Source organism: Rhizomicrobium electricum (assembly GCF_011762045.1).
In the GTDB taxonomy this organism is placed as follows: domain Bacteria; phylum Pseudomonadota; class Alphaproteobacteria; order Micropepsales; family Micropepsaceae; genus Rhizomicrobium; species Rhizomicrobium electricum.
On the sequence record NZ_JAASQS010000005.1, the window covers coordinates 289,336 to 313,257 of the forward strand.

Here is a 23,922-nt window from a genome sequence, read left to right on the forward strand (position 1 = left end):
AGGTTGTTACTTGGCTCAAATGGTCCGCCTGCATGGGGGGACTTACAATGGCCAAATGGCTGTTCGCATTTCTGACATTCGCATTGGTATTCACGGCTACGCCCAGCTTCGCAAAAAGCGCCAAGCCGATGACAAACCGCGATGTGATAAATCTCGTTCACGCGAAAATCTCACAGGATTCAATCCTGCTCGCGATTGAAGGTTCTAAAACCGCCTTTGACACGTCCGCTACCGCCTTGATCGAACTCAATAAGGAAGGCGTACCCGACGCAGTCATCCAGGCTATGATGCGAGCCGACGCACCCAAGCCCGCGGCTGGTTCGGCAAGCACTTCATCGTCGACAGCCAGCAAAGCGACAAACGCAGTATACGGAGCATTCAATCCGGAAGAAGTCATTCTTCTCGACGGAAGCAAACGTATTGCAATGCACTACCTCACTCCTCAACTACGCACCGCCTCACGCGGGCTCGGCTTCGGTGGTATAGGACAGTATGCAGTTTTGCTAGGTTCCACCGCCACTCTACACCTGACCAACAATCAACCAAGTTTCCTCTTGGCGGTCCCCAGCAACGCACAACCGCAGAGCTATTTCACACTGGCGACGTTTGCAGCGAGAAAAAATGGCACGCGCGAAGTTTCAATCGGCGGGGGTTATATGTCGTATTCGGGCGGAATTCCGCAGGATCGTCGCGTTGAGGTCACGTGCGAGCAATACGCTAATCAAGCCGGGGTGCGTGCGGGCTTTACGGTCTACAAAGTGACACCGGCAACCCCACTCAAAAGTGGCGAATATGCTATTGTCATCCATAGCGCGACTGTCCGTTCGGTCGGCTTTTTCGGTACAGGCCAAGCTGATAGCTACTTCGACTTCTCCGTTGGCAGCTAAAACCCATCCGAAGCTGCAATCTATGTCATGCTGACAAAATTTGGGGGCAATCATGCGTACAAGAACAGCTCTTCGTGCCATGTATTTTCTGGGCGCGCTCTTGATCGCGGCGGCAGTACCAGCTTTGGCTGCGGACCTGCCGGCGCCGGACGCATTCCTGGAGCAGATGACAGGCCGATGGAAAGTCACCGGCACCTACAACGGCCACCCGGCCAAGCATAACTTCAAAGCCGAATGGAGCATCCAGAACAACTATTTGCGCTTCCGCGATGTGTCGGAAGAAGAGAACGCCAAGGAACTCGAGGAGTTCGAAGTCATCGCCTATATCGGCTATGACGCCGCAAAGGCGCGCTACGTCTGCGCTTGGCTCGATAACAGCGGTACGATCGATCCGGAAGCGATCGTTGCGGTCACGCCGCGCGTCGGCGATACGCTGCCGTTCGTGTTCAAAACGCCGAAGGGAAACCTCCATTCGACATTTGCCTATGATGCCAAGACCGCCAAGTGGAATTGGACGATGGAAATGGAAAAGGACGGAGCACTCCAGCCGATCGCCAAGCTGCACTTGAATAAAGGCAGAAACTGACGCCGAACTCGATGGAACGAAAGCGCTGGCGGTTACGGCTTGTCAGCGCTTTTTCTTTTTGGATTTGTCGTTCCCGACGCCATCGACATCTTGCAGCGGGCCGAGCGGACGTGTGTTTTCCATGCGCTCTTCGGCGTAGGGCATCCCCGACATTACCTTGTAGACCACATCCTCATCGCGCATCAGAAGAATGATCTCCGCCGACCAGCCGTATTTCACCTTGTCCTGATGAAACTGCAGCAAGTCGGCGACAACGTTGCCGTTATGCCGGCTCTGACGGCGGTCAAAGCGGAACACCAGGGCTGAACACCGGCTTTTCGCCTCGATACACTCGCGGGCGCCTTTTGGTACGCGATCGATGGTGATCGGCGAATACTGCGGCATGAACTTGTTCGTGACCTCGATGTAGGACAGGACTTCGATGTTCGGCAGCGCTTTGGGATCAAGCCCGATCGCGGCCAATTGGGTCAGGTTCGTCGAGCCCGGAACGATCTTGTCGTAAGCCGCCTGGAGGTCGTTGTAAGTCTCGAACGATGCGGTGTTGGCCTGCGATTCCCGCGGCAGCACCCCCGAGCAGCCCGCCAGGACTGTGGCCACAGCCAACGTAAAAACCGGAAAACGCATCGCAAGGCCCCCGAGACGGAGAAATGCTAATCCGTCGCGCGATGCTTCGCAAACGGACCCGGCTCACGAGAAGTACAACTTGGCCCGAGGGTTAACCGAACGGCGTCAGTCCGAAAATTTCGGCAAACGTGCCAGGGCTGTCGCCCCAAGAGGGTTGCCGGCCAAGCGGGCGGCATACAGCGCAGCCCCAATGCCCGGCGCAAATTGCGGCGCGACCAGAGCGTAGCGCGGGAAACGGCTAGCGAGATGACGGCGCAAGGGCTGCAACAGGATTTCGCCACTCCGGAACACGCCGCCGGAATAGGATAACCGGACCTCGTCCGCCCCCACGTAGCCGAGCTGCACGCGGATGGTATCGATGATGTCGGCCAACTCCTCTGCTGCGCGATCGAAGATCTTCAACGCCGCCGCATCGCCCTCTTCTGCCGCCGTGGAGACCAGACGGGACAACGCAGCGATCCTGTCGCGCGAAGCCGCACCGTCGCTCATGACCCGGCCGCATACGTCCAGGTCCTCCGTCACCTCGAAGTGCTCTTTGAAAATCCGATGCAGCGGTCCGACCGGAAGGCGGCCATCGCTCATCCGGCTGAAGACGTTGAGACCCTGGATGGCGATCCAGTAGGCCGAACCTTCGTCCCCGAACACTTCGCCCCAACCGCCGCAACGCGCCGAAACACCCTGGCGCTCGCCGTACCCAATCGAGCCGGTGCCGGCGACGATGTTGATACCATCCTCGCAAGCCAGCGAACCGGCCCAGCCGCACACCATATCGTTGCCACAACGATAGCGGCGATGCCGCAGCACCGTTTCCGGCAAGGCGTCGATCCGATCTTGAACCAGTGAATCCTCGCCGTACGCCGGCAAGCCGAAAAACGCGTAGCGAATAGCCGACACCGGCAGCTTTGCCTCGGCCGCGACCGCCGCAATGCCCTCGCCGAGAACCTTTTCGAGACCGTCGAAGCCGATCTGAAGGTAATACGACGTAGCTCCCTGATACCGGGCGCGCACGTTTCCCGCCGCATCGATCAGCACGAACTCGGTCTTGGTGCCGCCGCCGTCGACGCCCAGAAAGACATCCGGCGAAGTTCTGAGGTCCATTCAGGCCCTTTCGTGGATGTGGACGCCCTGAACCACCCGGTGCACGGTGCCATCGGGATTGGGCTTGTCGGGCGTCAGGCCATGGCGCAGCGACTGCTGGAACGCGAAGATCTGCGGCGCGACGATATACGGGAACAGAAGCGCGCAATCGTCGGCCGTCTCCAGCCCGCGGATACGGATCAGATCGCCGTCAAGGCCGTCCTGCGCCGTGACCGCGATAACCCGTCCGGCGACACCGTCGTTGCGGAACTCGTTCAGCATGTCGATGTCGTACCGGCGCGTATAGGGATCGTTCGACAGGAACAGGAACACCAGCGTCTTGGCGTTGACGAAAGTCTTGGGCCCGTGGCGGACGCCCACTGGGGAGTCGAACAGCGTGACGATCGCACCGTTGGTCAACTCCATCATCTTCAAGGCGGCTTCGCGCGCCGTGCCCTTGAAGATATGGCTGCCAAGATAGGCGATGCGTTCGAAGCCCGCTTCGGAGGCATCTTTCAGAATGTCAGTGTAATCGCCGATGACCTGCTCCATTGCCTCGGCAATGGCGTCGATTTTGCCATCGAATGCCGCGATACCCGACAGAGCGACCAGGCCGGCATACACCATGCTGCTGTAGCTCGACGTCATGGCGAAGCCGCGATCGTGCGTCGGCTCGGGCAGAAGAATGGTGTGACCGCGCGGAGCCGTCGCAGCTTTCGCGAGGGCGCCCTCGGCATTGCAAGTGATAACGAGATTATAGAGATCCTTGACGCACTGCTGCGCAAGGTTCACGGCGGCAACGCTTTCGGGGCTATTGCCCGAACGGCCGAACGACACCAGCAGCGTCGGGGTGTTTTTCGCAAAATAGAGATCGGGCGCGCTGATGAGGTCGGTCGTCGCGATCGCTTCGACACAGCGATTGAGCTTAGCAGCCAGCCACGGCGCCAAACTCTCGCCGATGAACGCCGAGGTTCCCGCGCCCGTCAGAATCACGCGGATATCGGAACGCGCCACCAGCGGCGTCAGAAAGGCTTCGATCGCGGCGCGATGGGCCATAAGGATCTTCTGCGTTTCTCGAAGCATCTGCGGCTGTTGCGCGATCTCGCGCGCCGTCCACAATCCGCCCCGCGCCTGCAAAAGCGTTTCGGGAAAACCCAGGAAAGTTGGGGCGAGCATCAGGCGAACTCCGTTGCGGGTTGGGTTGCCGCGAAATAACCCTCAAGCACGGCTCCGATATGAGCGCGGATGAGGTTTGCCGGCGTCGACGGCAGGCCGCTGTTGCGGATAGCGGCAAACGCGTCAGGCATGTATTGGCTGACGAGCGACGACGGCGGCGGATTGACGGCAAGGTTTTCAAACAGTTTTTTCTGAGCCCGCACGATTTCGGCATCGGGCCAATAATAGCGGATACGGTCGCTGAGCGAATACTGCATATCGAAATGCAGGGAATGCCCTTCCCCCTGGTAGTATTTCGCCCAGTTCTTGGGGTTATCCTGCATGCGTTCCAAGGCGATCCGGCGGAAATCCGACCGGTCCTTTTCCAACCATTCGCGTTCGATCGCATCGAGAGCCCAGAGCGCTTCGCGCAAGGCAAACGTCAAGCCCGGCCCGACCTTGAGGATGGCGAAATGGTCCTCGACCAGTTCAGCAAGGGCTTTCGGGGTCTGGTAATCGGTCGAATGCGCTTCGAACAGCAGTGTGGGCACGGTTTCGATGGCCTTGCTCAACGCGACCGCCTTGGCACGATTGTAGTCGACCACCTTGCGATGATCGAACTCGACGCCCGGCTGAACAACGGTCGCGATCACCCGCGGCCACACCGCGGCAAGCCCATATTCGGCAAAAATACGCTGATGCGCCGCCACCGTGGCGAGCGCGGCCTCAGGCGCTGTCACCTGCAGCTCCGGCAGGTCCTCAGCGGCACCGCCCGGCACCGGCACTTCGGTGCCAATGACATAGACCGGCGGCTCGCCACCGACGCGCTTCCAGGTTTCCTCGGATTTCGCGATCAGCCGCGCGGCGCGGCGGGCAATGACGTCCTCGGGCACCGGCACGGGATCGCCGGCGCAGGCCATCGAACAATCGGCATGGATCTTCCGGAACCCGGCCGCAACATAGGCTTCGACCATGACTTCGGCCTTGGCCATCGCCGCCTCGGCAGACAGGTTCGTCCACGGGTTGGGTCCGAGATGGTCGCCGCCGAGCAGAATGCGCTCGTGCGCCACGCCGGCTTTGTCGGCGATGGCGAAGACGAAATCGCGGAAATCCGCCGGCTTCATGCCGGTATAGCCGCCATCCTGATTGACCTGATTGCAGGTGGCTTCGATCAGCAGCAGCGGCACATTCGAGCGCATGCCGCAGACCAACGTCGCCTCGATCACCAGCGGGTGGGCGGAGCAGATCGAGGCTATGCCGCAGGATTTGCCCGCTTTATGCCGTGCCACCAGATCGAGCATCGCTTTCATCGAAACAACCTAAGAAAACCGCGCCCCTATATAGCGCTCCCAAATGTATATCGCAATCAAAACAACGAAAACGAAACATACGTTTTTGCCGCAAGGCAAAGAGTGAAGAAAAGGAAAGCATGCCGCAGCCAGCCTGCTGGGCACGGGAAGCAACGTCGGGTGGGCTGGGGAACTTAGGGAGCGAGAGCCAGAAACACCGAGGCGATCAGGGCGAGGAACAGCCCGGCGACCTTCAGCGGTCCCGGCACTGCCCCTTCAAGAACGAGCGACAGCGCCGCCGTCACCAGCGGCCCGCCCGCATTGCTCAAGGGAGCTACCACGATCGCTTTGCCATAACGGAACGCATAGACCAGCGTCAGCGCGCCGATTGCGTTCAGCATCTGAATCCCGGCGGCCAGCCAGGGACCGTCCCAGCCCCAATTCACCGGATGGGAGAAGTCGGTCATCATCATTGCGATAGGGATCAACATGAGGCCCGACAGCATCATGTAGAAAAAGATGCTTTCCGCGCTCATGCTGGCGTTGGCGAGCTTCATGAAATAGGCCTGCACGCCCCAGCATGCCATCACGATCAAGGCGAGAAGGAACCAACCGAGGCCGAATCCCGTCACTGCCCCGCCGGGGTCGTAATCGAACATCGGCAACGCCAGCAATGCGAGCACCACGCCGAGCATTCCGAGCTTGTTGGTGCGTTCGCCAAGGAACAGGAACGACATCACGATCGTCACCAGCGGCGACAAAGAGACGACCGGGAAAATCAGATAGGCCGGCCCGATGGTCACGGCACGGAACAGCACCATCTGGCCGCCGGCGCCGAGCAGGCCGATGGCAAGGCCGTAGAAGATCGCTTTGGCACTGATGTCGAGATGCCAGCGCTCGCGACGAAGCACGATAACCGCAGGCGGAATCATGGTCAGCGCCCAGACGCAATAAGTCAGGGTTTCGGGAAAGCCGCGTTTGGCCGAGATGCCCGCAAACGCACCCCAAATGCCCCACAGAACGACGGTCGTCAGCGCGAACAACAGCCAGCGGCGGCCACCAGGCGCGGGAGAATCGGAATGCGGCTGCGTGGCCAAGGCGGCTTCGGTCATGCGGAAGCTCCGGTCGGAATGGCCTCGATCAGCAAGGCTCGGCGGAACGAAACGTTGAGGCGGGGATTGGTCGGCGAGACAGTGCCGAGATCACGGCCTTCGACGTAATCGTGCACCGTGCAACGTCCCGTCAAGCCGCGTAATTCGATAGGGCCATTCCATTCCGTGGCATAGAACGCATAATAGAGACGGCCGTCCTTTTCGATGGCATGCGCCTCCGGCTTGTCGAAGCCCATGTCGTACAGTTCGCCGCGATAACGACCGAGCGGCAGCATCTTGTCGCCGTAGATCTTGATCCACTTGCGCCAGACGGCTTCCTTTTCGGGCGTGAGACGCACATTGGTGCTTTCGCCATGGCCCTCGCCCGGCCAAGTGAACTTGGTCGACACAATCGCGCCGATGCCGACGGTCGAGGCAAAATCGTCGCCGCCATCGCTGAGTTCCACATGGTCGCCGGCAAACGGCGCCGCCGGCCCCATCAATGCCTTGAGCGACTTGCCTTTGAGCCGCACCTGGAACGACGTCATCGGATCGGATGCCGGAGCCTGATCCATGTAGGGGAAGTTGTGATAGGCGTAGCTGTCGCCACAGGGGCAGATTTCCACCACGGCATTCGGATTGATCGCGTGCACGGTGTCGTACACGGCTTTCCAGAAATTCTGCAAACCTTCTACGGAATCGGTGGGACGGGCGTGACGATGATCCGGGTTATGGCACGGCGCGACGCCGTTCAGATGTTGGCCATCGATCTTGACGCCGTCGAAGCCCCAGTCGCCGATGATCCTGGTCATCACCTGCTTGATCCATTCAACTGTCGGGCCGTAGGCAGGACAAAGCGTGAGGCTGTTCCAGAACGACACCATCTGCGGCTCGCCCCAAGGACCGCGCAGCAGCATGTCGCTATGATCATGCAGGAGATCGGAGCCGGGCGCCGCCGCGAGAGGCGCAATCCACAGCCGCGGCCGCATGCCCGCATCCTTGATCGTTTTCACCAGCGCCTTCATATCGGCATCGCCGGCGGGATACTTCTTTGCAATCGGCGTCCAGTCGCCGATCGCCTTCTGCCAGCCGTCATCAAGCACAGTCCACTTGAGGCCGAGTTCGGCCGCTTTCGGCATCGCACCTCTGACTTCGTCCACCGAAACTTCGCGGCCGTAGCCCCAGGCACACCAAATGCTCTCGTACGAACCAGCCTGGCGCTTCGGCGAACCGAGACCGCGATCGGTCATCAGCTTTTGATAGGTTTCCAGCGTGCGGAAGAAATCGCCATTGTGAACGGTCAGGAACGTCTCGAACGTCGCCAGTTGCGCGCCCGGCGCCAGCGTCTGCTTGTCGTCCATATCGACGGCAACGGCGGCACCGCGATCCGTGCCGACCAGCGGCAGCGACACCAATTTGGGCGTCAGTTCGACATGACCGACCGCAATCCCCGCATCGGGGCGCCAGACATCGACGATGGGCGTGCCGCCGCCGTAATCGGCGCCGTTCATGCCCATGAAGTTGGCTTGATTGAATCCCGGCTTCACCGGCAATACCCAATCATGCCGGTCTTCATGCGACGAGCCGTTCCACGACCAGAAGCCGCGGCCGGTCTCCTTCAGCATATGGGCACTGTTGCCCCAGCCTTCGACGCCCAGCGCCTGTTTTCCGGTGTTGCGATAGATCACGCGCTGAATGACGAAACCGGGATAGCGGTCGTACAGCGTCAGCGTAACGGTCTTCTCGATTCCGTCTTCGCTATTCCCGACGATCTGGTGACGACGACCGCTGCCGTGAACGTCGCGGACACGCGTTTCGCGGTGACCGGCGTAGCGGAATGGCCCTGCCGTCTTGCCGCCAGCGAGATGTAGGCTCTCCGAAGCATCAAAATCCGTGAGGGGAATCCAGGTGGCCGCCGAGCGGAATAGGACACGGCTCTTGAGGCCGTCATCGAATTCCAGCGCAATCCGGGAATCGGCAAGCCGGGCCGAAGGACGGGGTTCGGCAGCAGCCAAGGGCATCAAGGCAGCCCCGGACAGCAGGGCTAGAACGGAACGGCGGCAGAGTGGAAACATGGCGGGACCTCCGGAACCAACCGGCGACGATTTTCATGTTGCATATTTTCGTCCCAAGATGCAAACAAAAAGAACGAAACCGAAAGATATCGATCTTCGATAGGGGGTACCCATGCGTATCACGGTTGCCGTTCTCAGTTCTGTCCTGCTGCTGGCCGGGGCGTCGGGTGCCGAGACGCCCTACAGCATGTCCGATTTCGCCCGCGTCCACAAAGTCGATGCCCATGTGCACGACAACGTGGCGGACGACACCTTCCTTGCCGTTGCCCGCAAGAACAATTTCGAGCTTCTGTCGATCAATGTCGACTATCCCGACTTCCCGACCATCGCCGAACAAGCCAAAGTCGCCCATACACTCCGGGCGCGCGACAAAGCCAATTTCCACTTCGCCACTACTTTTTCCATGAAAGGCTTCGGTACGCCGGGCTGGGCCGAACAGGTAAACAAGCGGCTCGATGCGGAAAAAGCGGCCGGCGCGGTGGCCGTGAAGATCTGGAAAAATGTCGGCCTGATCGAAAAAGACGCCAAGGGCCATTTCCTCATGCTCGACAACCAGGGCTTCGATCCGGTCATAGCCCACATGGTCGCCGTCAAGCTTCCGCTGATCGATCACCAGGGCGAGCCGTACAACTGCTGGCTGCCGCTCGACAAGATGTCGACCGACAATGACCGCGCCTACTTCAAGGAGCATCCGCAGTACTACATGTACCTGCACCCCGAAGATCCGTCCTATGAAACGCTGATGAAGGCGCGCGACACCCTGGTGGCGAAGCACCCCGACCTGCATTTCGTCGGAGCCCATATGGCGAGTTTGGAATGGAGCGTCGACCGTCTTGCGGCCTTCCTCGATCGCAATCCTAATGCCAATGTCGATCTCGCCGCGCGTATGTCACAGGTGATGTATCAGTCCGTCCGCGACTATAAGAAAGTGCGTGACTTCTTCATCAAGTACCAGGACCGCCTGCTCTATGCGACCGACCTGACCCAGAACCCGGCCGACAACAAGGCAGAGTTCACGCGCTCCGCCCAAACCTTTTGGGAAACGGATTGGCGCTATCTCGCTACGGTGGAAACCCAGCACGTGGCCGACATCAAGGCAGACGTCAAAGGCCTCGCCCTGCCCCGCGCTGTTGTCGACAAGATCTACTATCGCAACGCCAAGCGCGTATTTCTCGCCGGGCAATAAGCCGTCAGGCCAGATGTAAACGGAAATTGAGGCGTTCCGCAGCGCTCCGGATGAACTCCGGAGCGTTGCTGTCTGTGACGAGATCGTCGATCTCGCCGATGTCGATGATCCGGTGCAGACAAACCCTGCCAAACTTCGAAGCATCCGTCACTGCGATCACCCGGCGCGCGGTCTCGACCATCTTGCGGTTCAAGAGCGCCTCGGGTTCGTGATGGGTGGTTATGCCCCGTTCGACGTCGAATCCATCAACGCCCAGAAACAGCTTGTCGAGCAACAGATCGTTCAGCGCGGCAACCGTCTTGGCGCCGTAGAAGGCCATGTTCTTGCGCCGCAGTTCGCCACCCAGCATGACCGTCTTGATCTTGCGCTTCTGCGTCAGCGCAGCGAGCACGTTGAAATCGTTGGTAACGACCGTGATGTCTTCTTCGTCAGGCAAAAAGCGCGCGATCTGCAGCGTGGTGGTGCCGGAATCGAGCATGATGGAATCGCCCGGCTCGATCATCGCCGCCGCCATCCGGCCGATGCGCTCTTTCTCGTCGGTGTGACTGGTCCGCTTGGTCTCGATCGGCGGCTCGCTCACATTGACGACTTCGGCCGAAATGGCACCGCCGTAGGCGCGCGCCGCGATGCCGTGCTCTTCGAGATAATGCAGATCCTTGCGGATGGTCTGCATGGAGACACCGAACATGTCCGCGAGAGCTACGACCTGAACGCTGCCGCGCGACTTGATCATTGCGGTGATCTGGCGGCGACGCTCGCTCGTGTCTCGCGTCACTTTACCGGTCGGTGCATTCGATGTTGCGGTCATACTCGGTTCGGCTCCGGCTCGCGCGTTACCCTGCGCTTGGCTCTGTTGTGATTGTTATTTCCTCGCAAACGCCAAATATCAATGCAGCATGACGCTCTTTTTTGCAGGAAAACACCACCTTAGCTAGAAATTACCACCCCAAACGTTTCCTTTCATTGCATTTCGGATGGAAAACGAAAGATATCGTGGACAAATTGGTCCGAGAGTATATAAATCGAAACATGAAAGGGCTGCGATTTCGTTTGTGGCCATCACAAGGGGGTGACACGATGACAGTAATGAAAGGCCGACTTCAGCAGATTTCGAAACTCCTGGTCACCAGCGCTCTGACGACCACCTTGATGGGGCTCAGTGCAGCCTATGCGCAGAGCGGCGGCGACTCGATGGAAACCGTGGTGGTGACCGGTGTTCGCGCCAGTATCGAACGCGCCGTCAACATCAAGCGCGATGCCACGACGGTGCAGGACTCCATTAGCGCTCTCGAACTGGGCAAGTTTCCCGACAACAACGTCGCCGACTCGTTGAGCCACATCACCGGCGTTACGATTAAGCGAACCGCCGGCGGCGAAGGCCAGAGGGTCAGCGTGCGAGGCCTTGGCCCAGACTACACCCTCTCCACCTTCAACGGCCGCATCCTGGCCACCGACGGCGCCGGGCGCGATTTCGCCTATGACGTCCTGCCGTCGGATGTCATCAGCGGTGCCGACGTCATCAAAGGCGCCGAAGCGGCGAACATGGAAGGTGCCATCGGCGGCTTGATCAATCTGCGCTCGGCCAGCCCCTTCGACAAGACCGGTCAGCACGGCGCGATCCGCCTCGAAGGCGACCGCAATCTGATGTCGGAGCTCAACGGCTACAAACTGTCGGGCGTCTATAGCGGCACGTTCTTCAACGATACCGTTGGCGTGCTGCTCGGCGTAGTCTACGAAAAGCGCAAAGACCGGACCGACGAAGCCGGCAACGACGGTGGCTGGACCCGCAATCCCGATCCGACCGGTGACCCGGCCACTGAGTGGACCGGCAATGCCTGGGGCGGCAATATCGATCCCAACGGCAACGGCAATCTCGACCCTGAAGAGTATGGCCTGATCGGCCCCGGCCAGTTCCGCGTCGGCTCGATCATCGAAAAGAAGGTGCGCACCGCTTACAGCGCGAAAGTCGAATGGCGGCCGAACGATAATCTGACTGTGGTGGTTGACGGCCTGAAGACCAATCTGGATTCGCCGCAGGTCGGATATCAGCAGTCCTTCTACCCGCTGTTTGCGCCGGATCGCTGGTCCAACATGGGCATCAAGAACAGCATCGTCACCAGCTTCGATATGACCAATCCGGATCCGGAACAGCGCCTTAATCCGGAGCTTCTGAACCAGACCACCTATCGCGTGGTGAATACCGATCTCTACGGCATCAACGCCAAATGGAAGGTCACCGACTCGCTGACCCTGACCGGCGACCTTTATCGCTCGAAATCAGCGCGCAATTCGGGCGGGCAGGACAGCTATGTCGTGCTGCGCATGAACCAGCCCAACTCCGCCCATATCGAGCTGACCAGCGCCGGGGTTCCCAGCGTTACGGTCAAGTTCGATGACGGACGCGACCTGTCTTCGGGGTTGGCCACTGGCGCCTTCAAGGCATCGGACTTCAACACCCACTACTTCTCACTCGCCGGCGACAACATCATCGACAGAATTACCGGCGCATCGATCGCGGGCGACTGGATCATCGGCAAGTACTGGATCGATAATATCCAGTTCGGCATCAACCGAACCGAGCGCAAGAAGAGCCGCGATCTGGTCAACAACACCCTCACCGGTGGCGCGGATTACTATTCGGGCAATTATGCCATCAATGTCGGTGCCCTTGGCGGCAGCGTGATTTCGAACAGCTTTGCCCTCCCGAATTTCATGGACGGGGTCAATGCCGATTTCCCGCGCACCTTCCTGGCCTTCGACGTCGCCGGCTATGAGAAAGCCCTGGCAGCCTATGATGGGCACGCCCGTCCGGGTGGCGGCACCTACAGCTATGCCGCGGCAGCACCGGTGTGGAACCCGCTGCAAAGCTATCGCGTCTCGGAAAGCACTTGGTCCGGCTTCGCACAGGCAAACCTGTCGGGCGATAGCTGGAGCGGCAACCTCGGCCTGCGCATCGTGCATACGAAAACGTCGTCTCAGGCGTGGGAAGCGAAAATCGCCAAGATCGAGCCAAACGGACCGTTCAACAACACGGTTACCTATGCCGATCCGACGGGGGTGACCCAGGACAACGACTACACCTACTTCTTGCCCGCGGTGAACGTAAGCTACAACATCCTCGAGGACCTTCGCCTGCGCGTGGGAGCGGCGCGCACTATGGCACGACCTTCGGTCGAAAAGCTGGCACCCACCAGCACCACCGAAAGCGTGTCTTGGGGCGAATTCACAGAGGTCTTCGGCGGCAACGCCAAGCTTAAGCCCTACTCCGCCGATCAGTTCGATGCGTCGCTGGAATGGTACTTCCAGGCCAACTCGATCGTGAACTTCGCGTTCTTCTACAAGCACATCACCGATCAGATCACCAATAGCTGGGAAACCGGACAGGATATCGGCGTTCCGGGTCATCTGTTCAACATCAGCCGCCCGATCAACGGCGACTATGCCGAGGTCAAAGGCATCGAGCTCGGCCTGCAGCACTTCCTGGAAAACGGCTTCGGCGTAAGAGCGCAATACACGCATAACTGGGTCGAGAGCTGGGTTGGCGGCCAACAACGTCCGCTGGAAGGCATCGCGCCGTCGGTCTACTCGCTCGGCTTGTTCTACGATCACGGACCGATCTCGGTCAGCTTCTCCGGCGACTACACCGAAGGTTTCGTGACGGCCAACAGTGTGCTTGGACCGGGCTACAACGAACAGGCCGATCCGATCCTCTGGATCACGGCACAAGCCTCCTACAAGATCGGCGAAAACATCGAACTGACGGTGGAAGGTTCAAATCTCATGGACGAGACAGAGACCACCACCATCAACGGCAATCCGCTCCTGTTGAACAGCTATTATCGCTACGGCCGCTCGATCAGGATTGGTGTCAGTTACCGGATGTAAATCCGGCCTGAAGGCGCCTTCGGGCGCAGTACCTCCCACTTCGAAACGGGCCGGCGAACCATCGCCGGCCCTTTTTTTTTCAGGAACCGACCCATGAAGCGCAGAGATTTCCTGACCGGCACAGTGATGATCGGCGCCGGAGCTTCCCTTCCTCCCGCCTCCGCCCAATCCATCGAACACAACTGGGAACACCATGACTGGGGCGGCGGCCTCGCAGTACCCGACCGGCTGTATCAAGGTCCGTTCTCGAACTACGGCGCGGACGCGAACGTGCCGGGCGGCGGCATGGCGATGGCGACGACGCCGTCGCACGAGATCGTGCCCAACTACGGCATGGGGCTGACCGTCTATGTCTCGGGCGATATCGGACCGCCGCGGCTGCCGGGGCAATCGCTGGAACGGTCGATCGAAGATCTCATTGCCCTGCCCTTCGTGCAGAAAGTCTATGTGCGGCTCAACTGGCGCGAAATCCAATCGCGGCCGGGACGGCTTGATCCGCCGGACTTCTGGAAGCTGAGCTTCGATATCGCGCGGCAGTACAAGAAGCGCATCGGCTTCCGCATCATGCTCGAGAACCCGGATTACCCCGAGCCGGGTATGCCCGCGTTCCTGATGGAGAAAGTGCCTTACGTGCCGCTCAAGGGGCGCTGGACGGGCGACAAGACGCAGGTGCGCTATCGCAAGAAGCACGCGATGCCGCGCTACGACCATCCGGCCTATCAGGCGGCCTTCGGCGAACTCAATGCCCTGCTGGCCGATACGCTCAACGGCAGTCCCGATGTCGAGTACATGGATACGATGATGTACGGCTTCTGGGGCGAAGGCCATTCCTGGCCCTACGAAGGCAACATCTTCCCCAGCGCCCTCGCCGCCGAGAAGACGTGGATGGACATGCTGGAGACCCAGCTCCGCCATTGGACCAAGACGCCGCTGGTGACCAACACCCAGCCGGATTTCAACAACGTCGGCAATGCCGCGATGCTGGACCGCACGGTGCGGACCGGCAACTGGATCCGCAGCGATACGATCTTCATCGAGAACACCCAGATCGAAGCGCTCAGCAATCGCCCGGCGTGGACGGCCGCCGTCAGCGAAGTCGGCATGACCACCGGCGACAAACTCGGGCTCGACGACGGCGTCACCGCCAACGAACAGATCATCGATCACGTGCTGGCGGTGGGCGCGAACTACTGGTCGGTGTGGAACTGGCACAACATCGCGGCCGCGCATGTGCTGAGCTATACCGACAAGTATCCGGAGGTGATCGCGCGGGCGGCGAAGCGGATCGGCTATCGCGTCTATCCCGCGTTCATCTGGGCGTTCGAACGCGACGGCGGCAGCGGGCTGGTGATCGGCCTCGCCAATGACGGCGTGGCAGGCGTTCCCGGCGTGCTGCGCCTGACGCTGGCGGACGCGACGGGCGCAGTGAAGGCGAGCGGCTCAGTCGATCCCGGCTACCCCAAGCCGATGGGCATCCGCCAAGCGATGCTGATGTGGCCGGGACACGAGAGTTGGGAAGGACTGCGGCTGAAGGCGGAACTCGAGGTCAAAGGCGTGCGCCACCCGCTGCGCTGGGCCTGCCGGCAAAGCCTCAACCCTGACGGCTCGCTCACCCTGCGGCGCAACATCGCCGGATAGCGGCAAAACGGTTTTCTTTCTGGCGGGAAGGTTCTAACCAAGGGCCTTCCTGTCGATGGATTTCACGATGATCGTTTATGTGGTGCGGCACGGCGAAGCCGAAGGCAATCGGGAGGGGCGTTTTCTCGGCCAGGTGAACCCGCCGTTGACGGAACGCGGCCGCGAACATGCCCGCCGCATGGGCGAAGCCTTGAAAGGCCGCGGCATCGAACAGATCCGCGCCAGCGATCTCGACCGCGCCTTCACCACGGCCTCGATCATCGGCGGCCTCATCGGGCTTCCGGTCGAACGCACGCCCGCTCTGCGCGAAGTCAATCACGGCGTGATCGACGGCTGGACGGCGGAAGCCATCATGGCCAGCCCATACGGCCCGGCGCGCGAGAAGGACAAATACAATTACGCCCCGCCCGGCGGCGAAAGCTACAAAGGCATCGAAGCGCGTATTCTCAGCGTGCTCGATCCGCTGCCGGCGGCGCCGACGCTGCTGGTGACGCATCTGGGGCCGATGCGGGTGCTGCTGCATTGCCTCGGCGGAGTCTCGGAAGCCGAAGCCACCGGCGCCAAGATCGGACACGACGAGATGCTGATCCTCAGCCACGACGGCGGACAATGGCGCGGCGAGCGCCATCGCATCGGCGAATAGACCTTATATATATACGCGAAGCGGGCCTTCCGATTTCGAAAGACCCGCTCCGGTGGGACCGCGCCCGGAAGCTAGGGCGCCAGCATGCACCGCACTCAAGCGGCACACGACAGGACACAGTCTGCTTCCCTCGACCGTCGTATGGTGCGCCCGAGTTGAGACACCGAGCCGGCCGCTATGGTCTTTCGCACTGTTACGGATCCGGACGCTCGTCCTTCGCCGCTGGTTTGCCAGGCACTCCCGTTTGTCAAAAATCACGAGTCTGATGTGGGGAACGGAATGGGAACTTTCAAGGGGTGCGACAAACGCTGCTTTGTTTGCAGGTACTCGCAATCGCAACATGAACAGGTTTTGCACGCGCGAGCGATGTGCAGCGCGAAGCCAGCGCTTGCCTGAGTTATCTGTTGTCCATGTGCGCGGATGTTCGGAACGGTTCGCGGGAGGGACGTTAAGGATAGCGGAAAGATATAATCCGTAGACGGATTAATTTGAGGAACAAGGCTCGCCTTGTCCGTTTCCCTGGTCTCGCTACGCAGATTGCGACCGGCGACATGTGATCCCCCTCCCGCGCTTCGCTGTGTTTCGCACGCTGGCGCTACTCAATCCCCCCGCGGTCTACGTGCCGTCAGGGAGGGCGTCGCGCTCGCGGTGGGCGGAAAGGGAGGCGCAAAACCCGCACATTGCCGTGTTTGTTGTTATTCATTACAATCATTCGCATTGCTACCTGGGAGGGCGGCATGGCGACGGTGGAAGGCGCCATAACGGGCGCGCGTGTTTCGGAGCGTTCTCAGTTCTTCTTTACCATGGCCGTGTGGTGCTGCCTGACGGCGTTTGCCGGGTTCGCTCCGACATTCTGGCTGCCGATGACGCACGGCGCCTACATGCCAAGCCCCCTCGTCACCATTCACGGCATTATCTTCTCCGGTTGGATGCTGTTCTTCGTCCTGCAAACTTGGCTGGTTGCGTCGGGACGCACCGCGAACCATCGCGCGGCCGGACTATTCGGAATTTCCCTGGCCTCGGTGATGACGGTCTTCGGCTTCGTCGCCGTGATCGAACGGGCGCGCGATGCCGCCGGCGCGGGCGCTGCGGATGCCGGGCTTGGGTTCGTCATCGTGCCCGCCTGGCACATTGTTTTCTTCGCCACGATGGTGGCGCTCGCCATTGTGAACATCCGCCGGCCCGATTGGCACAAGCGGCTGATGCTCATGGCCACCATCTCGATGCTGGATGCGCCGCTGGCGCGCCTGTTCTTCTATTTCGTCAAGTTCCACGGCCACATGCCGGTGCCCGCAGGCCTGCCGCCGCATCCGCCCATCCTGCATGGCGTTTCGCCGTGGGAGATCGCAGTCGACGTCTATGTCCTGGTTCCGATCCTGTACGATTGGCGCAAACGCGGGCGACCGCACCCGGCCTATCTCTATAGCGGCGGAGCCATCGTGGCACTGGAACTCTTAGAAGCGCCGATCAGCCACACGATGGCTTGGCACGGCATTGCGGCCTGGATCGTCTCGCTCGCGCGATGATTTTGCGGCGAAATGTAAGCCCCCCCTTCGGTTTGTCGCTGACGCGCCAAACCACTTCCCCCCGCGGTCTGAGTGCATGTCACGAAAAGCCTTGCACCCGCGGAGGGCAGAAAAGGGAGGCAAACACGCAGGCAGAAAAGGAAGGCCGAGCGCGCGGCATTTCGTTTATCGCGGCGTTGCCCTATCTTTTCTGCCCCCCGTCGTTCACGGGGGGAAGTCCCGGCGAAGCCGGGAAAGGGGGGCGGTCGTGCGAGACGCAGTGCCGAAAACGATCCCCCGCGCTCGTGCCTTGCGCCATCGTTTGACCGATGCCGAACGCATTCTGTGGTCGCGGCTGCGTTGCCACGACTTCGGCGGTCTCCATTTCCGCAAGCAGCATCCGCTGGGGCCGTACATTGCCGATTTCGTTTGTCTGAAAGCGAAGCTGGTCGTGGAAGTGGATGGCGCAACGCATTCGACCGACGATGAGCGCGCCGGCGGCGAGATGCGTTTCTCGAAAGCCGCGGCTGGCGGGTTCTGCGGGTGCAGAACGACGACGTATACAAGGATCTGTACCGGGTGCTCGACGTGATTGGGAGGGCGATCTGTGAGAAGTGAGCGTCCTTCAAGGGCGAGCCCGTTTATGCAGGATGAGCCCCCCTTCGGTTTGGCGCTGACGCGCCAAACCACTTCCCCCCGCGGTCTAGGTGCATGTCACCAAAAACCTTGCGCCCGCGGAGGGCAGAAAAGGAAGGCGCGAGCCGAAAAGCGTACTCGCGTGAGGCAGAAACGGTTTGCGTGGAGCAGGTGGTCGAAGTTTCGCTTTCCCGCAAGGTCGGAGATGCGCCAGAAGTCGCCGTCACCGCCATTACGGAGAGCCACCCGTTAGTGCCGAATAAGCGGCGAAGAGCAACCCAACAACAAACGCTCCAAGGATCGTCTGGATAAGCCAAAATCCGAACGGGTTCGTGCGCCGCTTCGCACTAACAAATGCTCTTGGAGATGCATCCCCGGCTTTCATATTGAATGCAATCAAGCATACCAAGGCTAGAGCCAATGCCAGCAACTCCAACCCAGTAATTAGTGTCTCGCTCATCCCGCCCTCGAAGTGCCAAACACTGTACTACCCACAAGGAATTACACGGTAAAGAAATGACCGTTATTGGCACCAAGCGGAGCATCCTGTTGGCGAACAGAGCGTGAGATATCGCGTACTCGACGTGATTGGGAGGGCGATCTGTGAACGCCATCTCCTCAGCGAGAGGGGAGCCCCCCTTCGGTTCAGCGCTGCCGCGCTGAACCACTTCCCCCCGCGGTCTTAGTGCGCATGACGAAAGTCTTGCGCCCGCGGAGGGCAGAAAAGGAAGGTGCGATCCACACCTTCGCCTCCAGCAAGATATTGACCTAACGACATCTTTTCTTGTTGCCCGCTGGCGACAGCGGCTACATGTTCTTTATTATTTTTCTAATTAATATTGGCAAGAGAGTGAAAATCATGCAGCCTCGAATGGACGCGCCGCAGAGCGTGGATAAAACCCCAGGGAGGGGACGATGTCTTTGCGCCTTTCGTCTTGGCTTAATGGCGCCTCCGGCGCTGCCATTCTTGTCGGCCTCATCGGCCCGGCCTTCGCCCAGACCACGGGCACATCCGGCGCACAGATGGAACAGGTCACCGTCACCGGTTCGCTGATCCGCGGCACGCCATCCGACACCGCCCTGCCCGTTCAGACCTTCACCCAGGCCGATCTCGAAAACCGCGGATCGCCGTCGGCGATCGATTTCGCCAAAGACCTGCCGATGGTGGGGCCGACCACCGGCGAAGCCTATTACTTCGGCGGACCGGCGCTGGCCGGCTATACCAGCCTCAATCTGCGCAATCTCGGCGCCGGCGAAACGCTGACCTTGTTCAACGGCCGCCGCTCCAACAACAACCTGACCAACATTCCGCAGATCGCGCTGGCCCGCACCGAAATCCTGGGAGACGGCGCCGCCACCACCTACGGCGCCGACGCCACCGCAGGCGTCGTCAATCTCATCACGCGGGACGATTTCGTCGGCCTGGAAGCGCGCGGCCAATACCGCGCCGTCTCCGATACCTCCGGCGAGTGGTCGCTGGGCCTGCTCGGCGGCGTCGGCGACGACCGCATGAACCTGATGGTTTCGGGCGAATGGGCGCATCGCTCGCGCCTGCATGCGGTCGACCGCAACTTCGTGCGCAAATCGCTCAACCCCAGCGACCCCGAATTCAATCCGTCGCCGTGGTCGACCTTCTCCAATCTCGCCGGCTGGGTGCCGCGCGGCGCCCTGCCCGCCACGCCGAGCGCGACCGATACCGGCGAATGGGGACCGGCGCTGGGCCTCGTCTCCGATTTCACGCCGGAGAGCTGCGGCGCGGTGGGCGGGCGCCCTATCAACGCCTACACCTGCTCCTACAACTACGTGAACTATTACAATCTGGTCGAAGACCAGGACACCTATCGCGGCTTCCTGCAGTTCAACGCGAAACTCAACAGCCATATGAAATTCCATATGGACGCGTTTTACGGCCAGACCTGGATTCCGGAACTGATGGCGTCGCCGTCGCAGCCGATCGTCCAGGGACCGGCGATGGCGGGCGGCGCGCTCTACCAGTTCTATGTGCCGATCACCAATCCCTATGCGGCCCAGTTCGCGACCGCGCACGGCGTCACCGGCGCCTCGGGCTTCACGCCGATCACCTATCGCGTGATGGCGCACGGCGGCAATTTCGCGATGAGCGACCGCGGCTACGGCGTGCCGGACAAAGTGAAGAACACGACGTGGCACGTGTCGGCGGGCGTGACCGGCGAACTCGGCAGTTGGGCGGATGTCTTGAAGGACGTCTCCTACGACGCCGCGGTCACCTACAATCAGACCAATTCCTTCAATACCCATCCCGATATCGTCGGCTACCGCTTCCAGGAAGCGCTCGACGGTTTCGGCGGGCCGAACTGCCACGCGACCGATCTCGATCCGACACGCTTCGGCACCCAGAACCCGGCCGCGGCGGGACAGAACGGCTGCCAATACTGGAATCCGTTCTCGACCTCCTTCAAAGGCCAGCCGGTGCTGGGACTGGCGAACCCGAACTATGTTCCCGGCCAGGAGAACCCGCTCGATCTGACGCGCTGGCTGTTCGATCCGCGCGCCACCGATACGATCGCCAGCGACGTCACGCTCGATCTGGTGTTCAGCGGCTCCAGCGGGCTTGCGTTGCCCGGCGGCGACCTAAGCTGGGCGCTCGGCGGACAGTATCGCCATCTCGAAAGCCACCAGAACATTCCCGATCCGGTCTATAACGGCACGCTCGCCTGCCCGTGGCCGTCGAATTTCACCGGCGTCAACGGCGCCGGCTCGACGCCGATGCCGCAAACGCCCGCCTCCAACACCGATCCGAATTATCGCGGCTGCGGGCTCAACGACAGCCCATTCATCCTGTTCTCGACCCAGCCGCCGGTGTCGGCCTCGCGCGCGCAAGGCTCGATCTTCGGCGAGTTGCAGATTCCGGTGCTCGATAATTTGAATTTCCAGATCGGCGGGCGGCACGAGGAATTCGACGGCGGCCTCAAAGCCGACGTGTGGAAGATCGCGGGCAAATGGGACGTGTGGGGACCGCTGTCGCTGCGCGGCTCTTACGGCACCAACTATCAAGCGCCGCCGCTCGGCACCATTCCGGGCAACACCACCATCAACGGCCGCACCTTCGATGCCGCCAGCGGCAACTGGCTGGCGGGGCGCTTCGTGGTGGCGCCCAATCTGCGCCCCGAAACGGCGAAGTCGTGGAATGTCGGCGCCATCCTGCAAGGCCGTGGCTTTGCCGACGACAATCACTTCCAGATCATCGTCGACTACTTCGATATCCGCACCAAAGGGCAGATCGGCACCATCGCCGAACCGAACGCCATCGCCAATCTGGTGTTCAACGGAGCGGGACACACCATCACGACTTGCGATTCCACGGTGCAGCCGCTCCTCAACCGCATCACCTTCAATGCCGGTTGCGCCGTCGGCATGAGCGGCAACAACACCTTCTCGATGGTCACCACGCTGACCGGCAACGGGCCGGGGCAAACCACGACCGGTTTCGATCTGCAAAGCGTGTATGACATGCCGCTGTGGACCGGCGACCTGACCCTGGCGCTCAACGGCACCTGGGTGACGCAGCTCAAGACCGGCGCGACCTTCCTCGACGGCGTGCAGGTGACACCGGCGATGAACCGGCTGGGCAAGCTGAATTTCCAGACCTTCGCCACCTCGGCACCGCGCACGCGCGCCAACGCCAGCATCAACTACGCCCTCGACGAGCACAATTTCCGGCTGGCGGTGAATTTCGTTTCGGCGGTGACCGACGACCGCACCGGCACCCAGATCGACGAACACGGCAAGAACTGGATCACCGCCGACTTCACCTACCGGTATCAGTATGCGGAGAATGTCAGCCTGACGCTGACGGTGCAGAACATTCTCGACCGCGATCCGCCGCTGGTGCAGGAAGAATTCGGCTACGACCCGTTCATCGCCGATCCGTTGGGCCGCACCATCGAAATCGGCATCAAGTACGATCTGTGATCTCAGCCGCGGCGCGGCGGGCAATGTCGTCCGCCCGCGGTTCGATCCAGCGTTCGCCGTTCGGGCCGGTCTCGCGCTTCCACAACGGCGCATCGGTCTTGAGATAGTCCATCAACAGGCGCACGGCCTCGAAGGCGGCGTCGCGATGCTCCGACAGCGCCACCACCAGCACGATGGGCTCGCCCGGCGTGAGGCGGCCGACGCGGTGGATCACCTTGATATCGGGACACTGGCAGCGCGCGGCGACATCGGCGGCGAGGCGCGCGATCTCTTTTTCGGTGAAGCCGGGATAGTGATCGAGGAACAATTCGCCGACGCCCTCGCCGTCCGTGCGCTCGCGGCAGACGCCGGTGAAGCTCACCACCGCCCCGATGTCGCGGCGTCCGGCGGCGAACGCGGCCTCCTCGGCTTGCGGATCGAACGGCTCGGGCGCGAGGCGGATGTCCATCTCAGCCTCCGCTCATCGGCGGCAGGAACGCGACCTCGTCGCCGTCGCCGATCGGCAGCGCCATGTCGTGCACGATTTCCCGGTTGAGCACCACTTGCGTGCGCATGGTTGTCAACGCCTCGCCCAAGGCAGGATCGCAATGCGCCAGCCAATCCTTGAGGTCCGCGAGCGTCATCACATTCGGCGGCGCGACGAGATCATCGCGCCCTTCGCCGCGGAGCTTGCCGAGGAAAACCAGCTTGACCATGTTCAGCCCCCGGTCATCGACATATGACGCGAAACCGCCGGCGCGGCGCCGCGTACCGGAAGCTGGAAATCGTGCGCCTTCGGCTTCAGCGCCAGTCCGGCGTCGATGGCGGCGTTGAGCGGCCCGTCGCCTTCGCTCGCGCGCAGCGGTTCCCGCAAATCCACCGACGCGGAATGACCGACACACATATAGAGCTTGCCGGTGCAGGTGATGCGAACCCGGCGGCAGGCATCGCAGAAATTGTGACTGAGCGGCGTGATGAACCCCAGCCGCCCGCCGGTCTCGTTCACCCGCACATAGCGCGCCGGACCGCCGGTGCGGTCGGGCAGATCGGTCAAAGTCCAGAAGGATTCGAGATCGGCGCGGACATCCTTGAGCGACACGAACTGGTCGGTGCGGTCCTGATCGACTTCGCCGATCGGCATGGTTTCGATCAAGGTGATGTCGATGCCGCGCGCATGGGCCCAGGCAATCAGGTCGGGGATTTCGGCGGCGTTATCGTTCTTGAGCGCCACGGTGTTGATCTTGACCTTGAGGCCCGCTGCTTGCGCAGCGGCAATGCCTTCCAGCACCTCATAGAGATGATCGGCCCGCGCGATGCGGGCGAAACCGCTGCGGTCGAGACTGTCGAGCGAAACATTGACCCGCTTGACGCCCGCCGCCGCCAATCCCGCGGCATGATCCTTCAGCAGCACGCCGTTGGTGGAGAGGGTCAGCTCCTCCAGCGCGCCGGTGGCGAGATGGCGCGACAGGCTCCGCACCAGATCCATCACGCCCTTGCGCACCAGCGGCTCGCCGCCGGTCAATCGCAGCCGCTTGACGCCGCGATGCACGAAGGCGGTGCACAACCGGTCGAGTTCCTCGAGCGACAGCAAATCCTTGCGCGGCAGGAACTGCATCGCCTCGCGCATGCAATAGGTGCAGCGCAGATTGCAGCGGTCGGTGACCGAAACGCGCAGATAATCGACCAGACGGCCGAAACCGTCGATCAGGGGCATT

19 protein-coding genes and 1 pseudogene are annotated in these 23,922 nt (G+C 61.2%); 10 read left to right on the plus strand and 10 right to left on the minus strand.

The features are described 5' to 3' along the window. The first annotated feature begins 47 nt into the window (after window positions 1–47). Together FHS84_RS11880 and FHS84_RS11885 are read left to right on the plus strand one after the other, a co-directional pair. A complete protein-coding gene (locus FHS84_RS11880; RefSeq protein ID WP_166934454.1) occupies window positions 48–887 on the plus strand; it encodes a hypothetical protein in 840 nt (279 codons plus the stop codon). Window positions 888–939: 52 nt separating this feature from the next. Next, window positions 940–1,473 (plus strand): DUF1579 family protein, encoded by a 534-nt coding sequence (locus FHS84_RS11885; RefSeq protein WP_166934456.1) that lies wholly within the window; start codon window positions 940–942, stop codon window positions 1,471–1,473. A gap of 42 nt (window positions 1,474–1,515) precedes the next feature. Here the strand turns inward: FHS84_RS11885 and FHS84_RS11890 are convergent, their stop codons facing one another. The 6 genes from FHS84_RS11890 to FHS84_RS11915 form a co-directional block, all read right to left on the minus strand. After that, window positions 1,516–2,097 (minus strand): hypothetical protein, encoded by a 582-nt coding sequence (locus tag FHS84_RS11890; protein WP_166934458.1) that lies wholly within the window; start codon window positions 2,095–2,097, stop codon window positions 1,516–1,518. Window positions 2,098–2,202: 105 nt separating this feature from the next. Then, window positions 2,203–3,195, minus strand: coding sequence for an N-acetylglucosamine kinase (locus tag FHS84_RS11895; protein ID WP_166934460.1), 993 nt, complete (start codon window positions 3,193–3,195; stop codon window positions 2,203–2,205). After that, on the minus strand, window positions 3,196–4,350 hold the full coding sequence (locus FHS84_RS11900) for an SIS domain-containing protein (RefSeq protein ID WP_166934462.1): 1,155 nt from the start codon (window positions 4,348–4,350) through the stop codon (window positions 3,196–3,198). After that, the gene (locus FHS84_RS11905) at window positions 4,350–5,639 is read right to left on the minus strand and encodes a D-tagatose-bisphosphate aldolase, class II, non-catalytic subunit (RefSeq protein WP_166934464.1); all 1,290 of its coding nucleotides are present in this window, start codon (window positions 5,637–5,639) and stop codon (window positions 4,350–4,352) included. The genes FHS84_RS11900 and FHS84_RS11905 overlap by 1 nt, the downstream gene beginning before the upstream one ends. A gap of 173 nt (window positions 5,640–5,812) precedes the next feature. Beyond that, window positions 5,813–6,730: an EamA family transporter gene (locus FHS84_RS11910; protein ID WP_166934466.1), complete on the minus strand. Its 918-nt coding sequence runs from the start codon at window positions 6,728–6,730 to the stop codon at window positions 5,813–5,815. Further along, window positions 6,727–8,730, minus strand: coding sequence for a glycoside hydrolase family 36 protein (locus FHS84_RS11915; RefSeq protein ID WP_208393819.1), 2,004 nt, complete (start codon window positions 8,728–8,730; stop codon window positions 6,727–6,729). The genes FHS84_RS11910 and FHS84_RS11915 overlap by 4 nt, the downstream gene beginning before the upstream one ends. 166 nt (window positions 8,731–8,896) lie before the next feature. On the opposite strand from FHS84_RS11915, the gene FHS84_RS11920 reads away from it, so the two are divergent. Next, window positions 8,897–9,970, plus strand: a complete 1,074-nt coding sequence (locus FHS84_RS11920; protein ID WP_166934471.1) for an amidohydrolase family protein — start codon at window positions 8,897–8,899, stop codon at window positions 9,968–9,970. A gap of 4 nt (window positions 9,971–9,974) precedes the next feature. On the opposite strand, the gene agaR is transcribed toward FHS84_RS11920, so the two are convergent. Continuing rightward, entirely contained in the window at window positions 9,975–10,778 is an 804-nt protein-coding gene (agaR, locus tag FHS84_RS11925; protein ID WP_166934473.1) for a transcriptional repressor AgaR, read from the minus strand. A 341-nt stretch (window positions 10,779–11,119) separates the two neighbouring features. On the opposite strand from agaR, the gene FHS84_RS11930 reads away from it, so the two are divergent. The 7 genes and pseudogenes from FHS84_RS11930 (at window position 11,120) to FHS84_RS11955 (ending at window position 22,228) form a co-directional block, all read left to right on the plus strand. Then, a complete protein-coding gene (locus tag FHS84_RS11930; RefSeq protein ID WP_344469909.1) occupies window positions 11,120–13,855 on the plus strand; it encodes a TonB-dependent receptor in 2,736 nt (911 codons plus the stop codon). Between the two features lie 93 nt (window positions 13,856–13,948). Continuing rightward, window positions 13,949–15,493 (plus strand): hypothetical protein, encoded by a 1,545-nt coding sequence (locus FHS84_RS11935; protein WP_208393821.1) that lies wholly within the window; start codon window positions 13,949–13,951, stop codon window positions 15,491–15,493. Window positions 15,494–15,548: 55 nt separating this feature from the next. After that, complete coding sequence (locus tag FHS84_RS11940) at window positions 15,549–16,136, plus strand: histidine phosphatase family protein (protein WP_166934477.1); 588 nt, start codon at window positions 15,549–15,551, stop codon at window positions 16,134–16,136. 737 nt (window positions 16,137–16,873) lie between these two features. After that, a complete protein-coding gene (locus FHS84_RS11945) occupies window positions 16,874–17,662 on the plus strand; it encodes a hypothetical protein (RefSeq protein WP_166934480.1) in 789 nt (262 codons plus the stop codon). Between the two features lie 76 nt (window positions 17,663–17,738). Further along, a pseudogene (locus FHS84_RS23075) lies at window positions 17,739–18,074 on the plus strand (endonuclease domain-containing protein); the annotation flags it as partial. Window positions 18,075–18,184: 110 nt separating this feature from the next. Continuing rightward, entirely contained in the window at window positions 18,185–18,259 is a 75-nt protein-coding gene (locus tag FHS84_RS23080) for a hypothetical protein (protein WP_344469910.1), read from the plus strand. Between the two features lie 933 nt (window positions 18,260–19,192). After that, the gene (locus FHS84_RS11955; RefSeq protein WP_166934481.1) at window positions 19,193–22,228 is read left to right on the plus strand and encodes a TonB-dependent receptor domain-containing protein; all 3,036 of its coding nucleotides are present in this window, start codon (window positions 19,193–19,195) and stop codon (window positions 22,226–22,228) included. Here FHS84_RS11955 and FHS84_RS11960 read toward each other — a convergent pair. The 3 genes from FHS84_RS11960 to moaA are packed head-to-tail and all read right to left on the minus strand — an operon-like array spanning window position 22,212 to window position 23,921. After that, window positions 22,212–22,676 (minus strand): molybdenum cofactor biosynthesis protein MoaE, encoded by a 465-nt coding sequence (locus FHS84_RS11960; RefSeq protein ID WP_166934483.1) that lies wholly within the window; start codon window positions 22,674–22,676, stop codon window positions 22,212–22,214. The two genes, FHS84_RS11955 and FHS84_RS11960, sit on opposite strands and share 17 nt — an antisense overlap. Window position 22,677: 1 nt before the next feature. After that, entirely contained in the window at window positions 22,678–22,923 is a 246-nt protein-coding gene (locus tag FHS84_RS11965) for a MoaD/ThiS family protein (RefSeq protein WP_166934485.1), read from the minus strand. A gap of 2 nt (window positions 22,924–22,925) precedes the next feature. Further along, entirely contained in the window at window positions 22,926–23,921 is a 996-nt protein-coding gene (gene moaA, locus FHS84_RS11970; protein ID WP_166934698.1) for a GTP 3',8-cyclase MoaA, read from the minus strand. Between the last annotated feature and the right edge of the window lies 1 nt (window position 23,922).

What these genes read in the sequence shown, in the direction of transcription:
- FHS84_RS11880 (WP_166934454.1), top strand. Translation starts at nt 48, where the DNA reads ATGGCCAAATGGCTGTTCGCATTTCTGACATTCGCATTGGTATTCACG.
- FHS84_RS11885 (WP_166934456.1), top strand. Translation starts at nt 940, where the DNA reads ATGCGTACAAGAACAGCTCTTCGTGCCATGTATTTTCTGGGCGCGCTC.
- FHS84_RS11890 (WP_166934458.1), bottom strand. Translation starts at nt 2,097, where the DNA reads ATGCGTTTTCCGGTTTTTACGTTGGCTGTGGCCACAGTCCTGGCGGGC.
- FHS84_RS11895 (WP_166934460.1), bottom strand. Translation starts at nt 3,195, where the DNA reads ATGGACCTCAGAACTTCGCCGGATGTCTTTCTGGGCGTCGACGGCGGC.
- FHS84_RS11900 (WP_166934462.1), bottom strand. Translation starts at nt 4,350, where the DNA reads ATGCTCGCCCCAACTTTCCTGGGTTTTCCCGAAACGCTTTTGCAGGCG.
- FHS84_RS11905 (WP_166934464.1), bottom strand. Translation starts at nt 5,639, where the DNA reads ATGAAAGCGATGCTCGATCTGGTGGCACGGCATAAAGCGGGCAAATCC.
- FHS84_RS11910 (WP_166934466.1), bottom strand. Translation starts at nt 6,730, where the DNA reads ATGACCGAAGCCGCCTTGGCCACGCAGCCGCATTCCGATTCTCCCGCG.
- FHS84_RS11915 (WP_208393819.1), bottom strand. Translation starts at nt 8,730, where the DNA reads ATGCCCTTGGCTGCTGCCGAACCCCGTCCTTCGGCCCGGCTTGCCGAT.
- FHS84_RS11920 (WP_166934471.1), top strand. Translation starts at nt 8,897, where the DNA reads ATGCGTATCACGGTTGCCGTTCTCAGTTCTGTCCTGCTGCTGGCCGGG.
- agaR (WP_166934473.1), bottom strand. Translation starts at nt 10,778, where the DNA reads ATGACCGCAACATCGAATGCACCGACCGGTAAAGTGACGCGAGACACG.
- FHS84_RS11930 (WP_344469909.1), top strand. Translation starts at nt 11,120, where the DNA reads ATGGGGCTCAGTGCAGCCTATGCGCAGAGCGGCGGCGACTCGATGGAA.
- FHS84_RS11935 (WP_208393821.1), top strand. Translation starts at nt 13,949, where the DNA reads ATGAAGCGCAGAGATTTCCTGACCGGCACAGTGATGATCGGCGCCGGA.
- FHS84_RS11940 (WP_166934477.1), top strand. Translation starts at nt 15,549, where the DNA reads ATGGATTTCACGATGATCGTTTATGTGGTGCGGCACGGCGAAGCCGAA.
- FHS84_RS11945 (WP_166934480.1), top strand. Translation starts at nt 16,874, where the DNA reads ATGGCGACGGTGGAAGGCGCCATAACGGGCGCGCGTGTTTCGGAGCGT.
- FHS84_RS11955 (WP_166934481.1), top strand. Translation starts at nt 19,193, where the DNA reads ATGTCTTTGCGCCTTTCGTCTTGGCTTAATGGCGCCTCCGGCGCTGCC.
- FHS84_RS11960 (WP_166934483.1), bottom strand. Translation starts at nt 22,676, where the DNA reads ATGGACATCCGCCTCGCGCCCGAGCCGTTCGATCCGCAAGCCGAGGAG.
- FHS84_RS11965 (WP_166934485.1), bottom strand. Translation starts at nt 22,923, where the DNA reads ATGGTCAAGCTGGTTTTCCTCGGCAAGCTCCGCGGCGAAGGGCGCGAT.
- moaA (WP_166934698.1), bottom strand. Translation starts at nt 23,921, where the DNA reads ATGCCCCTGATCGACGGTTTCGGCCGTCTGGTCGATTATCTGCGCGTT.